Annotated in this window: 16 protein-coding genes; all 16 read left to right on the forward strand. The window is 36.6% G+C overall.

Annotation, left to right across the window (positions count from 1 at the left end; genetic code table 11):
- Positions 1-48 precede the first annotated feature (48 nt).
- The 16 genes from ACNFU2_RS19365 to ACNFU2_RS19440 all read left to right on the forward strand — a co-directional run bounded on the left by ACNFU2_RS19365 (position 49) and on the right by ACNFU2_RS19440 (position 14891).
- The gene (locus tag ACNFU2_RS19365) at positions 49-888 is read left to right on the forward strand and encodes an energy transducer TonB (RefSeq protein ID WP_172276642.1); all 840 of its coding nucleotides are present in this window, start codon (positions 49-51) and stop codon (positions 886-888) included.
- Positions 889-1052: 164 nt separating this feature from the next.
- The gene (locus ACNFU2_RS19370) at positions 1053-1826 is read left to right on the forward strand and encodes a ParA family protein (RefSeq protein WP_172276645.1); all 774 of its coding nucleotides are present in this window, start codon (positions 1053-1055) and stop codon (positions 1824-1826) included.
- A 78-nt stretch (positions 1827-1904) separates the two neighbouring features.
- Entirely contained in the window at positions 1905-2795 is an 891-nt protein-coding gene (locus ACNFU2_RS19375) for a ParB/RepB/Spo0J family partition protein (protein WP_172276648.1), read from the forward strand.
- Positions 2796-3434: a DUF5683 domain-containing protein gene (locus ACNFU2_RS19380; RefSeq protein WP_172276651.1), complete on the forward strand. Its 639-nt coding sequence runs from the start codon at positions 2796-2798 to the stop codon at positions 3432-3434.
- A gap of 31 nt (positions 3435-3465) precedes the next feature.
- Positions 3466-4167 (forward strand): 4-hydroxy-tetrahydrodipicolinate reductase, encoded by a 702-nt coding sequence (gene dapB, locus ACNFU2_RS19385; protein ID WP_172276654.1) that lies wholly within the window; start codon positions 3466-3468, stop codon positions 4165-4167.
- Positions 4168-4245: 78 nt separating this feature from the next.
- Positions 4246-5901 (forward strand): signal peptidase I, encoded by a 1656-nt coding sequence (gene lepB, locus ACNFU2_RS19390; protein WP_273650920.1) that lies wholly within the window; start codon positions 4246-4248, stop codon positions 5899-5901.
- Between the two features lie 58 nt (positions 5902-5959).
- Positions 5960-6583: a WbqC family protein gene (locus tag ACNFU2_RS19395; protein WP_373428002.1), complete on the forward strand. Its 624-nt coding sequence runs from the start codon at positions 5960-5962 to the stop codon at positions 6581-6583.
- Position 6584: 1 nt separating this feature from the next.
- Positions 6585-8267, forward strand: a complete 1683-nt coding sequence (locus tag ACNFU2_RS19400; RefSeq protein ID WP_172276663.1) for a S8 family serine peptidase — start codon at positions 6585-6587, stop codon at positions 8265-8267.
- 123 nt (positions 8268-8390) lie between these two features.
- On the forward strand, positions 8391-8882 hold the full coding sequence (locus ACNFU2_RS19405; RefSeq protein WP_172276686.1) for a lipocalin family protein: 492 nt from the start codon (positions 8391-8393) through the stop codon (positions 8880-8882).
- Positions 8883-8907: 25 nt separating this feature from the next.
- A complete protein-coding gene (locus tag ACNFU2_RS19410) occupies positions 8908-9597 on the forward strand; it encodes an OmpA family protein (protein WP_172276689.1) in 690 nt (229 codons plus the stop codon).
- Between the two features lie 107 nt (positions 9598-9704).
- Complete coding sequence (locus ACNFU2_RS19415) at positions 9705-10592, forward strand: decaprenyl-phosphate phosphoribosyltransferase (protein WP_172276692.1); 888 nt, start codon at positions 9705-9707, stop codon at positions 10590-10592.
- Positions 10589-11908 (forward strand): FAD-binding oxidoreductase, encoded by a 1320-nt coding sequence (locus ACNFU2_RS19420; RefSeq protein ID WP_172276695.1) that lies wholly within the window; start codon positions 10589-10591, stop codon positions 11906-11908. Before ACNFU2_RS19415 ends, ACNFU2_RS19420 begins: the two co-directional genes overlap by 4 nt.
- A complete protein-coding gene (locus ACNFU2_RS19425) occupies positions 11909-12634 on the forward strand; it encodes an SDR family NAD(P)-dependent oxidoreductase (RefSeq protein ID WP_273650922.1) in 726 nt (241 codons plus the stop codon). It begins immediately after the preceding gene.
- Between the two features lie 4 nt (positions 12635-12638).
- Complete coding sequence (locus ACNFU2_RS19430) at positions 12639-13226, forward strand: HAD family hydrolase (protein WP_172276701.1); 588 nt, start codon at positions 12639-12641, stop codon at positions 13224-13226.
- A 23-nt stretch (positions 13227-13249) separates the two neighbouring features.
- Positions 13250-13714 carry a hypothetical protein gene (locus ACNFU2_RS19435; RefSeq protein ID WP_172276704.1) on the forward strand — a complete coding sequence of 155 codons (465 nt, stop codon included), beginning with the start codon at positions 13250-13252 and terminating at the stop codon, positions 13712-13714.
- Between the two features lies 1 nt (position 13715).
- The gene (locus ACNFU2_RS19440; protein WP_273650923.1) at positions 13716-14891 is read left to right on the forward strand and encodes a cysteine desulfurase family protein; all 1176 of its coding nucleotides are present in this window, start codon (positions 13716-13718) and stop codon (positions 14889-14891) included.
- Positions 14892-14944: the final 53 nt, after the last annotated feature.

A 14944-nucleotide genomic window follows, 5' to 3' on the forward strand; every position in this document is an offset into this window, starting at 1 on the left:
AAAAACTAATAATCAGATTTTTTATTAACCGTTTAAATCTTTTAAGTGATGAAACACCTACACACTAATCAGGAATTTCGCTTCAATGAAGTTCTTTTCGAGCATCGTAACAAGGAATATGGCGCTTATGTTTTGAGAAATGAGTCCGATAAAATACTAACAAAGGCACTGTTTGTAGGTGTAAGTTTGTTGGCTGCGGTTTCCATTACTCCACTGATCATTTCAGCATTTAGTAACAGCACTCCGGTACATGTGCCTGTTGATGGGCCACCAGTAGTTATTAAACTCAAAGACCCCGCTACTCCTGAACAAACTCCACCAGTGCAGATCGTTAAACCTGTAACCCCTCCAAACACTAAACAGTATGATAGCCAGATACCAACACCAGCAGCGCATGCAATAGAGCCTGTAAAAGTTGAAAAGCCTGCCGATGCAGCTCCGGGTTTGGTTAATAATCTTGATGGGGAGTCGATCAAAAATACTTATATACCGCCGGCACCCCATATCGGAACAGGTCCTGCTGCTCCGCCGGCAAACCCACAGCCTGTACAACCTGCAAATCCCGGGAATTCCATAGTGGGTGCAGAAGCGCTTAGCGTTGAAGCTAATTTCGTAGGTGGAATCGATTCCTTCAGAAATAAAGTAATGAATAACTTTGATGGTTCCGGATTTGAGAGCGACGGAGTCGTTAAAACAACGGTCACTTTTATTGTTGAAATTGATGGAACTATTTCCGGTATCAAAGCCAATGGAGGAAATGCAGATTTCAATAGTGAAGCAATCAGAACAGTAAAATCGATCAGAGGAAAATGGATTCCTGGAAAAAATAAAAAAGGTGAAGCCGTAAGAAGTTATTTCAAATTTCCGATTTCTATGAAGTTTGAATAATCTATATCAAACAAATCTTGACAGTTATCCACAAAATACTATTTTTTGTGGATAATTTTTTTTAGGGTTAATTTCCTTATTAACAATATTTTAACTCATTTTACTTTTCATCATTCATTCAGAGCAAAGAAAAATGTGTATTTTTGAGGCTTAAAGTTCTAATAATGGGAAAAATCATAGGTATCGCTAATCAGAAAGGGGGAGTTGGAAAAACGACAACAGCTGTAAATCTTGCTGCGGCATTAGGGGTATTGGAAAAGAAAATATTAATCATCGATGCCGATCCTCAGGCTAATGCTACTTCAGGATTGGGTGTGGAAGATGTCCAGTATTCTACGTACAATCTTTTAGAACACAGTGTGGATACTGCCACTTGTATTAAAAAGACAGCAACACCAAATCTAGATATCGTACCATCTCATATAGACCTTGTAGCAGCTGAAATTGAATTGGTAGACAAGGAAGATCGTGAGTATATGCTGAAAAAAGCATTGGAAAGCGTAAAAAATGAGTATGATTTTATCATTATTGACTGTGCTCCGAGTTTGGGATTGATTACTGTAAATGCGCTTACAGCTGCTGATTCTGTAATCATTCCGATCCAATGTGAATATTTTGCATTGGAAGGTTTAGGAAAACTTTTGAATACCATCAAAAATGTTCAAAAGATTCATAACAAAGATCTGGACATTGAAGGTTTACTTCTAACGATGTATGATAGCAGGTTAAGATTATCCAATCAGGTGGTGGAAGAAGTAAATGCACACTTCCCGGAAATGGTTTTTGAAACCATCATCAGCAGAAATGTGAGATTAAGTGAAGCACCAAGTTTCGGGGAAAGCATCCTGAATTATGATGCCGAAAGTAAAGGAGCAATTCAGTATATTCAGTTAGCAGAAGAAGTTCTGTTGAAAAATGAAAATTTAGTAAAGAATTAATTAAGAGTAAATAATCGATAATTGCAATGTGGATCAGCTGATCTTGGTTGTAATTGTCATCATTTATCAAAAATATCTATGAAGGACAAAAAAAGAGCTATGGGACGTGGTTTGGGTGCTATTTTAAGTGCTGAATCCAAAGCTACAGTGAACTCTGCTACTGATGAGGGAGCGGATAAGTTTGTTGGAAATATCGTAGAAGTAGCGATTGAAGATATTTATCCCAACCCAACCCAGCCAAGAACTTATTTTGACGAAAAAGCACTCAATGAACTCGCTCAGTCTATAGAAAATTTAGGGGTGATCCAACCGATCACTCTTAGAAAAGAAGGCGAGAGATTTGAAATTATATCAGGGGAAAGACGTTTCAGAGCGAGTAAAATTGCCGGACTAACTTCTGTTCCTGCTTATATCCGTTTGGTAAACGATCAGGAGCTTTTAGAAATGGCTCTTGTTGAAAATATCCAGAGGGAAGATCTTGATTCTATTGAGATTGCATTGACGTATCAAAGACTTTTGGACGAAATCGGAATGACTCAGGAAAACCTTAGCCAGAGAGTAGGAAAAGACAGAAGTACGATTACCAATTCTATCAGGTTATTGAGACTAAGCCCGGATATTCAGAATGCTATCAGAAGTGGTGAGATTTCTGCAGGACATGGCCGTGCTATTATCAGTATGGAAAATGAGGAGCTACAACAAATTTTGTTTGACCTTATCATTAAAGAACAGTTGAATGTACGTCAGGCTGAACAGGCTGCTACAGCTTTAAAAAATCCAAAATCACCTGCTGCCAAAAAGGTAAAGGCTGAACTTTCCAATAACTATAAGAGAGCTCAGAAAACAATTGCTGACATTTTAGATGTAAAAGTGGAGATCAAAACCACCGGAAATGGTAAAAAAGGTAAAATTGTTCTTGACTTTAAGAATGAGGATGAATTGGAATATATTCTATCCCACATTAAATAAATGAAGAAATTATTGTTCACTTTTTTCTTGTGCCTGTATGCTGCTGCTTACTCACAAGTAAATCCTAATGATACCATTCGGGTAGAGCACTACCCGAAGGATAGTATCCCTGCCGCAAAGCCTCAAAAGTCTGAAGCTAAAGTGGTGGCTGATCTGGAAAAGGCCAACGGTCCCACAGCAAAAACATTAAAATTAAATCCAACAAAAGCGGGTTTATACTCGGCTGTTTTCCCTGGACTAGGGCAATTTTACAACAAAAAATACTGGAAAATTCCTATCGTTTGGGGTGCTGTAGGTACCGGAGTAGGAATAGCCATGTGGAATGATAAACAATACAAGAAGTACAGAGAGTACTATATTGCTAAATTGAACGGAACTCCTAATGAATTTATCGATAGTCGTCCATGGCTTGATAAAGTTGCACTGGCGAACGTTCAGGACAGAGCGAAAAGACAAAGGGACTATGCAATCGCAATTACCGGGCTGATCTATATCCTGAGTATAGTAGATGCTGTTGTAGATGCACACCTTTATGAAAGCCGCCATGACCCTGATTTAACTTTTAAACCTACAGTTATTCAGGACCAGTTTAGTATCGAACCTCCAAAGACCGGATTAAGTCTGAGTTACAGGTTCTAGATCGTAAGTAGGTATATCTAAAATAAATTACATGAAAATAGCATTAGTTGGATATGGAAAAATGGGCAAGATCATTGATGAGATTGCAACAAATAGAGGACATGAAGTAGTTGCCCGCCTTAAAGAAACTCCAACTGCTGAAAACCTTAATAATCCAGATGTTGTTATCGAGTTTTCGTTACCTGAAGTAGCTTTTAATAATATAAAAGCATGTCTGGAAAATAAAATTCCAGTGATTTGCGGTACAACAGGATGGTTAGAGAAAAAGGCTGAAGTAGAAAGAATTGCGGTGGAAAATCAGACGGCATTTTTATATGGTTCCAATTTTAGTTTAGGCGTTAATTTATTCTTTGCTTTAAATGAAAAGCTGGCTGATCTGATGAAAAATGTTAACGAATATTCTTGTCAGTTGGAAGAAATTCACCACATTCATAAACTGGATGCTCCAAGCGGAACGGCAATTTCTCTGGCCGAAGGAATATTTAGAAATAATCCCAAATTTGATGCCTGGAAGCTTGAAGAAACTCAGGGGAATCAGCTGGGTATTTTCGCTATTCGTGAAGATGAAGTTCCGGGAACGCACAGTGTCTTTTACAGGAGTGAAGTGGATGAAATTGAAATAAAGCATACCGCATTTAACAGAAACGGTTTTGCATTAGGGGCCGTAGTAGCTGCGGAATGGATTAAAGACAAGAAAGGAAACTTTACAATGAAAGATGTTTTAGGGCTTTAACTTGTAACAAATGCTCCAAATAGTAAACTAATAAAAACAGTTGCTCAACACAAATCAATAGAATAAGGCACGAAATTTATGAATTATTTTTTAACTTATACAGTATACGTTCTCATTTTATCCGTATTAATGGGGATTTCAACATGGAAGCTGTTCAAAAAATTAGGGTATAGCCCTTTATTTGCTTTTATACCTTTTTACAATTATTTTATTGTTTTAAAAGAGACCAAACACCCTAGATGGTGGGCTATTTTATCCTATTTGCCGATCGTAGGTCCGATTATGATGTCGGTTTTTCATATTTATCTTATGAAAAAGTTTGGAAAAAATCTTTTCCAGCACCAGCTTCTAACTGTTATTTTGCCGTTCATTTACATGGCTACGGTCAATTATTCTAAAGATACAGAAGTAGAAGACGAAAATGAGCTATTCCTGACGGATGAAGAGAAAAATGCCAAAAAGAAAGATTCCTTCATCGGTTCAGTGACTTTTGCTGTTGTATTTGCAACGATTATTCACGTTTTTGTAACACAACCTTTCGGTATTCCTACAGGATCAATGGAAAGAACCCTTTTAGTAGGAGATTTCCTTTTTGTAAATAAATGGAGCTATGGGTACAGGTTGCCGATGCGTCCGCTTGCAATTCCTTTCTTACAGGGAACAATCTTTGATTCCGGAGAAAAAGGAAACCCGAAGGATGATCCCAAATCTTATGTTGATGGAGTGACGCTACCTTACGCCAGAATAATGCAATTCAGCAAACCTCAGAAAAATGATGTCCTTGTTTTCAACTATCCTCAGGATTCAGTGCATACAGCTATTGACAGGAAAGACCCTTATGTAAAAAGATGTGTGGCAACTGCCGGCGATACTTTTGAAATGAGAGCTGGAAGACTTTTTGTAAACGGAAAACCAGAAACGGTGTTAGGGGATCAGGAAGTTCAGCACGCATATACAGTTAACACAGGTACTCAATTGGATATTCCAGGATTATACAATACGTATGGATTCTTACCGGTACGGGAAATGCAGACGGATAAAGGATTTGTATACATGTTCCAGGGATTAACCGATAAAACGGCTAAAGAGATCAAAGCATTGCCGAACGTAATTGATATGGAAGAAAGTATTTTTCCTAAAGACTCAGCTACGGTTCAGCACAAGCTTAACGCCGACAGAACGGCTTACACAAAAAGTATCGATACCACTCAATCTATATTTCCTATCAATAAGCCTTGGAATCAGGACTGGTACGGACCTCTTAGAATACCTAAGAAAGGTGATGTGGTCGCAATTAATAAAGAAACGCTTCCGATGTATCAGTGGATTATTTCGGAGTATGAACACAATAGCCTGGAAAATAAAGACGGAAAAATTTTAATCAATGGTAAGGAAGCCAATCAGTATACAATACAACAGGATTATTATATGATGGTTGGAGATAACAGAGATGCTTCACTTGATGCAAGATTCTTTGGTTTTGTTCCTGAAGAAAATATTGTAGGAAAGCCAATGTTTACATGGATGAGTCTGCAAGGTGTTTTCAAAGATGCCAGCTCTACATATCAGGCGCCTTTCAAGATCCGTTGGGAGAGAATGTTTAAAGCTACAAATACAGGAGAAGCCAATAAAACTTCATACTGGTGGATTGCAGCGATGATTCTTATTCTATTCTTCGGATGGGACTATTTTGTTAAACTATTCAGAAAGAAAAAAACTGAGGAGGATTTATAAAGTAAAATAAATTTTAAAATAGAATGAAGTATTTGAAAAAATACTTCATTTTTGTATTATGAATATGAAGAATGTATTATTACCGGTGTTTTATTTACCACCGATTTCCTGGTTTTCAGTGTTTTTAGATCCTGAAAATGAGGTTACTTTTGAACAATTCGAAAATTTTCCCAAACAGACGTACCGAAACCGGGCGAATATTTATGGGGCAAACGGAAAACTTTCTTTGATCATCCCGATCAGTCATACGGGTAAAAGACAATTCAAAGAAATAGAGATCTCCAACAGGGAAGATTGGAGAAAGCTCCACTGGAAATCTATCAAGACAGCTTATCAAAGTTCTCCTTATTTCGAATTTTATGAAGATAAACTGATCAGATTATTTGAATTAAAAGAAAACTATCTTTTGGATTTCAATCTTAAAGGTTTAGAGATCATACAACAAATCCTAAAAACGGAAAAGGCATACTCTTTGAATGAAGAGTATATCAAAAATCCTGAAGAAGTAAATTTCAGAGAAAAATTTTCTGCAAAATTTGCTTCCGAATATAAAATGGATGATTACTATCAGACATTTTCTGATAAAATGGGATTTTTAAGTGATCTGTCAATTTTGGACCTTATTTGTAACAAAGGGCCTGAATCTTTGACTTATATAAAAAATATTAAACAATCATACTAGCATGAAAAAGGTATTATTAGCTGCTGTCTTTTTAGCAGGCTTTAATTCTGCTTTTGCACAGGAAGCACAGGCGAAGAGCGTTGACCCGAAAGAAAATAAAGATTTAATGACCTGGTACCATAAAGATTTTGGAACAACCAAAGTATATGGTGTCAATACAGAAAATGCATATAAATATTTAGAATCTAAAGGTCTGAAGCCTAAGACTGTTGTTGTAGGTGTTCTGGACAGTGGAGTGCAGGTGGATCATCCGGGACTGATCAAAAATATCTGGTCAAACCCGAATGAAGTTCCGGGTAACGGAAAAGATGATGACGGTAATGGCTATATCGATGATGTTCACGGATGGAATTTTATCGGAGGAAAGAATGGTGATGTAGACGTGGATAATATGGAGGTGACAAGGGTCGTAGCTAAATATAAGCCTGTATTCGAAGGAGATGATTCTACTAAGAATAAAGCCAATCAAGCTAAAATGCCTGAAGAGTTTGCCATGTATATGAAGGCTAAAGAACTTTTCACAAAGAAAAGTGTTGAAGCTAAGCAAAGTCTCCAGCAATACACAATGATCAATGATCTGATTCCGAACATGATTAAATTGTTAGGAGGGAAATCAGTGACTTCTGAAAATATTGCTGCTATAAAGGCTCCAACAGAACAAAAAGATGCAATTGCACTTAATATTCTGACTCAGGTTGCCCATAGTCCTGAATTTGCAGGGAAATCTTCTGCAGATTTCGAAACTTCAATGAAGAAAGAAATGAAAGGCGCTATCGATCATTTTGCTCCTGCAGCAAAACAATATGATCTAAGCTATGATACAAGAGCCGAAATTGTTGGAGATAACTATGATGATTATTCTCAAAAAAATTACGGTAATAATCATTATCAGGGGCCTGATGCAGAACACGGGACTCACGTTGCGGGTATTATTGCTGGATTACCTCAGGGGAAAGAAGTTCAGTACGGGGTAGCTTCAAGAGTAGCAAAAATTATGTCCGTGAGAACTGTTCCTAATGGAGATGAGAGAGATAAGGATGTTGCTAACGCCATCAGATATGCTGTAGATAATGGAGCTAAAGTATTAAATATGAGCTTTGGAAAACCAGTGTCTCCCGGTAAAAATGTTGTTTGGGATGCATTCAAATATGCCGAAGATAAAGGAGTTCTCCTTGTAAAGGCAGCCGGAAATGAAAATGAAGATGTTGCTGAGCATCTTGCATATCCTACCAACTTTAAAAATATTACAGACGAAAAACCTTTCGTAAATAACGTGATTGTTGTTGGAGCAAGTACTAATAGAAACAATGAGTTGAGAGCGAGCTTCTCTAACTTTAACAAGAAAATGGTAAATGTTTTTGCTCCGGGTGAAGAGATTTATTCTACGGTTCCAACGAGTGAATATGAATATCTTCAGGGAACTTCAATGGCATCACCTGTTGTTGCCGGTGCTGCTGCGGTTTTATTAGCGTATATGCCTAATTTAAGACCTGACCAGATTATTGAAGCTCTTGTAAAGTCAAGTAATCCAAGTACGGAAAATGGATTTGCCGACCTTTCTCAAGCCGGAGGTGTTATCGATCTAAAGAAGGCTGCTGAATATGCTTATACTAACTTCTATAACGGTAAGGCATCAGCTGTAAAAAAGGCTACGAAATCCGTAAAAAAGGCCGTTAAAAAATAATATATTTCACTGTATTACAGTGTATGTGATAAAAAGTCCGAATTTTTCGGACTTTTTTGTTTTTATTTTTCAATTTTGGCACGGTTTTTTGTAACTTTAATGTAACAAAAAATAAACGACAAAATGAAAAAGTTACTACTTGCAGGAATGTTGGGAACATCACTTTTTGCAGTGTCTTGTTCCTCAGTGAAAAATGCACAAACATCACAAAACCAAAAATCTGATTTTTTAAAGATTAAAGGAGATTGGGAGATTGTTAGTATCGATTATGATAAAGGATTTAAAATTAAACCGTTTGATGAAGGAGCAGATGCACAATGTTTCGTAGGAAGTCATTGGAGATTGATTCCCAATAACTACACAGGATCTTATACCTTAAATGGAGGTGGAAGTTGCCCTAGCATTACACAGCCAATTAAATTTGAAGTTAAAGGTGGAAATACTTTTATGTTTAAGAAAATTGCTGAAGGAACAAAAGCTAAACAAAATACGGTTGGTTATTCTTTAAATTTGATCAACCAATCTACAGATCAGTTTTCACTTGAACAAAACGTTCCATTTGATGGAAGCACAGTGAGAGTGGTATACAATTTCCAAAGAACTGGAATGAAATAATTTATAACAAGAAAAAATTAAAAAGATGAAATTTAATAAAACATATATCGCAGGTATTTTCCTATCATCAACTTTATTATTGACAAGTTGTGAAGCAGTTCAGAATTCTAACCACCAGCAAAGAGGTACAGCAGTAGGTGTTGCATCGGGAGCTGTACTTGGAGGTATCTTAGGTAATAACGTAGGTAAAGGAGGAAACGGAGCATTAGGAGCAGTATTGGGAGGTATTATTGGAGGTGTTGCAGGTAATGTTATCGGTAACAAAATGGATAAGCAGGCTAAAGAAATTAAAGAAACTTTACCTGGTGCTGAAGTAGAAAGAGTAGGAGATGGTATTAAAGTGACGATGAACGAAAGTATAGTAAACTTTGCATTCGATTCATCTAACCTTACCTCTGTAGCTCAGACCAACCTTGATAAATTAGCTCAGGTATTGGCCAATAACCCTGACACGAACATCAATATCTATGGACACACAGATAGCGTTGGTAAAGATGCTTATAATATGGCCCTTTCTCAGAGAAGAGCAGATGCGGTTAAAGCATATTTAGCAGGTAAAGGAATCGCTTCAGGAAGAATGTTTACGAAAGGAGAAGGTAAAAATATGCCTGTAGCTAGCAATGATACGGAAGAAGGAAGAGCAAAAAACAGAAGGGTAGAGTTTGCCATTACAGCCAATGAAAAAATGATTAATGAAGCCAAACAAGGCAAGTAATTAATTTAATATATAAATATTTTCTTAAAAGACCGCCACGGCGGTTTTTTTTGTACTTTTATGCTACTCATCTTGAAATTACTATTTTTGCAATTGAAATAACATAAATGAAGAAATATCTTAAACTGCTGCGTGTAGAACAATGGGTAAAAAATTTATTTGTTTTTGTGCCATTATTTTTTTCCGGCAATATCAAAAACCTTGATCTGCTTACCAAGAGTATTTTTGCTTTTGTTATCTTTTCGCTTGCTGCCAGCATGGTTTATATTCTGAATGATTACAATGATATAGAGGCAGATCGCAGGCATCCTGAAAAAAGAAGAAGACCGCTGGCGAGTGGTGCTATCTCTAAATCAAAAGCTATAGGAATTTTAATAGGACTCGCAATTACAGATATTTTCCTTGTTCTTTTTGCTCAGTTCTATTTCGAGCAACTTCTCTGGAAATTTGCAACCATTATTGCATTTTACTTTGTGATGAATCTTGCTTATACATTCAGGTTGAAGCATGTTCCTATTATTGATATTTTTATCATAGCCACAGGGTTTGTATTAAGGGTTCTTGCAGGAGGTTACATTACCGGAATAAGTATTTCACAATGGGCTATACTGCTTACATTTGTTCTGGCATTGGTATTGGCAATAGGAAAAAGAAGAGGTGAATTAATCAATGCGCAGGTTTCGGGTAAGACAAGACGTGCTCTGGATGGTTATAACGTACAGTTTGCCGATATAGCACTGTCTATTTCTGTTACATTAGCCATTATGTGTTATTTAATGTTTACCCTGTCACCAGAGGTGCAGGCAAAATTTCATGAAAGGGTTTTTTATACCGTTATTTTTGTAGTATTTGCCTTTCTCAGATACCTGCAGCAGACTCTAGTGTATAACAGAACGGAATCCCCTACAAAAATAGTGTACAGGGACAGGTATATACAGGTTACCTTACTATTATGGGTTGCAACATTTTTAATTCAAATTTATTTTAAAAAATGAAGCCGAATTTCATACAAAAAGTTACCAATTGGGGCAATTTTCCTGTAGTGGAAAAAGAAATGAAGTCTGAAGACAGCTTCAGAAATATAAGGGAATTTGTATTGAACCATAATGAAGTGATCGCAAGAGGGAATGGGAGATGTTATGGAGATGCTTCATTAGGGGAACATATATTTTCGACAAAAAAACTCAATAAATTTATCAGCTTTGACCGGTTGAATGGTATTATAGAATGTGAATCCGGAGTGCTGCTTTCAGATGTTTTGGAAATAGCTGTTCCGCAAGGATACTTTCTTTATGTAACTCCGGGAACCAAGTTTGTTACTGTTGGAGGCGCCATCGCATCAGATGTACATGGTAAAAACCATCATTCAGAAGGTTGTTTTTCAGAATATGTCATTGAGTTTAAACTCATGAATGAAAATGGGGAGATCATAACATGTTCAAGAGAGACGAATTCAGATAAATTCTGGGCAACTATCGGCGGAATGGGACTTACGGGCATCATTCTGACGGCAAAGTTTAAGCTTAAAAATATAGAATCAGCTTATATTCGCCAGGAAAGTATTAAAGCTGAAAACCTTGATGAAATATTCAGGCTTTTTGAAGAAAGTGAAAACTGGACATATACTGTTGCCTGGATCGATTGCTTACAAAAGGGTAAAAATATTGGAAGGAGCATTTTGATGAGGGGAGAACATGCTTTTCAGCATGAACTTCCTCAGAATATGGCAAAAAGTCCTCTACGGCTAAAGAAAAAGTTTCAACCAACTGTCCCTTTTTATTTTCCGGGCTTTGTCCTGAATGCTTTAACGGTAAAAATATTTAATCTGCTGTATTATAAAAAGCAGTCTAAAAAAGAAGTTAAAAGCTTTATAGATTATGAAACATACTTTTACCCTCTGGATTTTGTTACCGATTGGAATAAAATTTATGGTAAATCAGGTTTTATCCAATATCAGATGGTAATTCCTAAAGACTCCGGAAAGGAGGGGATGAAGAAGATCCTGGAAACCATTGCCAATAGCGGAAATGGATCCTTTCTGGCTGTTTTAAAACTCTTTGGAAAGAATAACGAGGAAGCTTACAACTCATTTCCTATAGAAGGGTACACTTTGGCACTTGATTTTAAAGTAAATTCGAAACTTAAAAAGCTGGTAAAACAGCTTGATGATATTGTTCAGGAATTCGGAGGTAGAATTTATTTGACCAAAGACAGCATGAGTAAATCTTCTTTGACGAATTACCTTAAAAATATTCAAAATCCTAAATTTGTGTCGTTACAGCACAAAAGAATCATAAATAATAATTCATAAATGATAGTTCTGGGAAGTACCTCTGAAGTAGCACAAGCCTTTGTTGAAAAGGCTCTGCAGGAAGGTGAAAAATATGAGAAAATCTATCTTCTGACCTCAAATAAGGAAACCACGGAAAGGTTCGCAAGACATATTGATGTTAAATTTCTGCAACAGGCTGAGGTGATTGAGTTGGATTTAATGAAAGAAATAGATTACACCCGATTTGATCATGTCAATTCAAATGTATTATTTTGTGCAACGGGATATTTAGGAGATGGAACAGAAGAAGGTTTGTATGATAATAAAAATACGGAAAGAATAATTAATATCAATTATTCAAAACTGGTTCCTGTGATGAATTATTTTGCCCAGAAATTTGAAAGCAGAAGATCAGGTACAATCATAGGATTGTCATCTGTGGCAGGAGATCGAGGGAGGCAGAGTAACTTCATTTATGGAAGTGCAAAAGCAGCTTTTACAGCCTATTTAAGCGGGCTACGGAATTATCTGTTTGATAAGAAAGTGCATGTGCTGACGATTAAACCAGGGTTTATGGAAACTAAAATGACAGAAGGGCTTCCGTTAAATCCAAGGTTAACGGCCAAGCCAAAACAGGCTGCAGCTTCCATTTACAATGCGTATAAAAAACAAAAAAATGTAGCTTATGTATTGCCTGTCTGGGGAATTATTATGATGATGATCAGGAATATTCCTGAATTTGTATTTAAAAAATTAAAGCTCTGATAAAATGAAAAAATTGTATTGTTTTGATTTTGATGGAACGATTACCTATAAGGATACAATGTTTATGTATCTGAAATTTTATGATTCTACGAAATACCATATACAATTTTTGAGACATGTTCCTCTGTTTATTTTATTGAAATTAAAACTGGCGGAAACGGAAAAGGTCAAAAAAAGCTTCATCGGTTCAATACTGAAAGGACAATCACAAGAAAAAATAGAACGAAAATCGAGACAGTTTTTTGAGCAGCACTATCCTAAGATTGTGCGTGAAAATGCACTCGACTTTATTAAAAATATAGATCGTAATAATACTCAGAGTCTATTAGTTACGGCTTCTCTGGATATCTGGGTAAAACCATTTGCAGAGGAATTGAAAATGCAGCTGGTTTCCACGCGTGCAGAGTTTAAAAACGGTATTTTTACAGGGAATTTTATAGGGAAAAACTGTAACGGAAAAGAAAAACTCATAAGAATCCAGGAGCAGATCAACAATTCAAAATACGATAAAATAATCGCTTTTGGCGATACTTCAGGAGATAAGCAAATGCTGAAATGGGCAAATGAAGGACATTACCAATTTTTTCACTAATTTTGGGAGGTAAAAATGTAACAATGAATAAACTGTTTATTTGGTTCCTTGCTTTTTTCATGAGCTGTACAAGTGCACCGTCTTCAGTATCTAATGATACACAAAAAGGAGGTGAAATCCTTGTTTCTGAATCTCAGGGTGGCACTGAAACCGCTGGCTTCAAAATTCTTAAAAGTGAAGAAGAGCTTCAGAAAATTATAAAAGGTAATTCCAGCCTTGCTGAACTAGGACAGGATGCAGCAATTAAATACCCTGCCTTTCCAAAAAATCAAAAAGCTGTTTTATACAACCTTGGAACTTTTAGGTCAGGAGACCATAAGATCAGTGAGATAAAAAGTCTTTCTGTGAAGGATAATATTTTGTATGTAGAAGTTCCACAGCGTGAGTCCGGAGGAATGGAGATCCAGGTGATATCCAATCCTTGGGTGGTTTTTACAGTTCCTTCCAATTATCAATTCAATTCCGTCGTATTAAAATATTCAAAATAAAATGAATAAAGTATATTTAGATAACGCAGCAACAACACCCCTTTCAGAAGAAGTTATTGATGCAATGGTAGGTACCATGAAGGTAAACTTTGGAAATCCTTCTTCTACACATAGCTTTGGGCAGGAAGCTAAAATCCTGATCGAAAATGTGAGAAGGCAGGTGGCTGATTATCTACATGTAACGCCCGCTGAGATTATTTTTACATCATGTGGGACAGAGTCCAACAATATGATCATTAAATCCAGTGTGGAACACCTTGGAGTACAAAGAATCATCAGCTCTCCACTGGAACACAAATGTGTTTCAGAGAGTATAATCGATATGAAGGCAAGAAAAGGGGTAGAGGTCGTTTATATCCGTCCGAATGAAAAAGGAGATATCGATCTTAATAAATTGGAAGAACTTTTAAAGGCATCAGATAAAAAGACCCTTGTAAGCTTAATGCATGCCAATAATGAGATCGGAAATATTACCAACCTTAAAAAGATGGCTGAGATATGCAAAGCAAATAATGCACTTCTGCATTCTGATACTGTTCAGACCATGGCGCATATCGATCTTGATTTCTCTGACATTCCGGTAGATTTTGCTTCATGCAGTGCACATAAGTTCCATGGACCAAAAGGAGTAGGTTTTGCCTTTATCAGGAAAGCGACAGGCCTTAAGGGGATTATCACAGGAGGACCTCAGGAAAGAAGTCTGAGAGCCGGTACTGAGAATGTTGCAGGTATTGTGGGGCTTGGAAAAGCTTTAGAGCTTTCTCTTAATCATATGGAAGCATACACCCATCATATTAAGGAAATAAAAAATTATACCATTGAAAGATTATCTGCTGAAATAGCAGGGATTAAGTTCAATGGAAGAAGTGCTGAAACTGAAAATAGTTTATACACTGTTTTAAGTGCCCTTTTACCATATAAAAATCCGCTAATAGGTTTGCAGTTGGATATGAAAGGGATCGCCATTTCTCAGGGTAGTGCTTGCTCGTCAGGAGCATCAAAACCTTCAATGGTTATGATGATGGTTCTATCAGAAGATGAAATGGATAATTGTACACCTTTACGTATTTCATTTAGCCATATGACCACAAAAGCGGATATTGATGTTTTCGTAAATGCCCTGAAAGAAATTTCAGATGATTTGGTTATAGAAAAAACAAATGTTCAGCATAGATAACCTTATTGCTGAAAAGTAGTAATTTTGATGATCCAATTAAGGATTAAAAAAAC

The organism is Chryseobacterium sp. PTM-20240506 (assembly GCF_048296755.1).
In the GTDB taxonomy this organism is placed as follows: domain Bacteria; phylum Bacteroidota; class Bacteroidia; order Flavobacteriales; family Weeksellaceae; genus Chryseobacterium; species Chryseobacterium proteolyticum.

Excerpts from the sequence above, each read along its gene's own strand:
- lepB (WP_273650920.1), top strand. The coding sequence starts at position 4,246 with ATGAATTATTTTTTAACTTATACAGTATACGTTCTCATTTTATCCGTA.
- ACNFU2_RS19430 (WP_172276701.1), top strand. The coding sequence starts at position 12,639 with ATGAAAAAATTGTATTGTTTTGATTTTGATGGAACGATTACCTATAAG.
- ACNFU2_RS19400 (WP_172276663.1), top strand. The coding sequence starts at position 6,585 with ATGAAAAAGGTATTATTAGCTGCTGTCTTTTTAGCAGGCTTTAATTCT.
- ACNFU2_RS19380 (WP_172276651.1), top strand. The coding sequence starts at position 2,796 with ATGAAGAAATTATTGTTCACTTTTTTCTTGTGCCTGTATGCTGCTGCT.
- ACNFU2_RS19370 (WP_172276645.1), top strand. The coding sequence starts at position 1,053 with ATGGGAAAAATCATAGGTATCGCTAATCAGAAAGGGGGAGTTGGAAAA.
- ACNFU2_RS19405 (WP_172276686.1), top strand. The coding sequence starts at position 8,391 with ATGAAAAAGTTACTACTTGCAGGAATGTTGGGAACATCACTTTTTGCA.
- ACNFU2_RS19375 (WP_172276648.1), top strand. The coding sequence starts at position 1,905 with ATGAAGGACAAAAAAAGAGCTATGGGACGTGGTTTGGGTGCTATTTTA.
- ACNFU2_RS19420 (WP_172276695.1), top strand. The coding sequence starts at position 10,589 with ATGAAGCCGAATTTCATACAAAAAGTTACCAATTGGGGCAATTTTCCT.
- ACNFU2_RS19365 (WP_172276642.1), top strand. The coding sequence starts at position 49 with ATGAAACACCTACACACTAATCAGGAATTTCGCTTCAATGAAGTTCTT.
- ACNFU2_RS19425 (WP_273650922.1), top strand. The coding sequence starts at position 11,909 with ATGATAGTTCTGGGAAGTACCTCTGAAGTAGCACAAGCCTTTGTTGAA.
- ACNFU2_RS19395 (WP_373428002.1), top strand. The coding sequence starts at position 5,960 with ATGAATATGAAGAATGTATTATTACCGGTGTTTTATTTACCACCGATT.
- ACNFU2_RS19410 (WP_172276689.1), top strand. The coding sequence starts at position 8,908 with ATGAAATTTAATAAAACATATATCGCAGGTATTTTCCTATCATCAACT.
- ACNFU2_RS19440 (WP_273650923.1), top strand. The coding sequence starts at position 13,716 with ATGAATAAAGTATATTTAGATAACGCAGCAACAACACCCCTTTCAGAA.
- ACNFU2_RS19415 (WP_172276692.1), top strand. The coding sequence starts at position 9,705 with ATGAAGAAATATCTTAAACTGCTGCGTGTAGAACAATGGGTAAAAAAT.
- dapB (WP_172276654.1), top strand. The coding sequence starts at position 3,466 with ATGAAAATAGCATTAGTTGGATATGGAAAAATGGGCAAGATCATTGAT.
- ACNFU2_RS19435 (WP_172276704.1), top strand. The coding sequence starts at position 13,250 with ATGAATAAACTGTTTATTTGGTTCCTTGCTTTTTTCATGAGCTGTACA.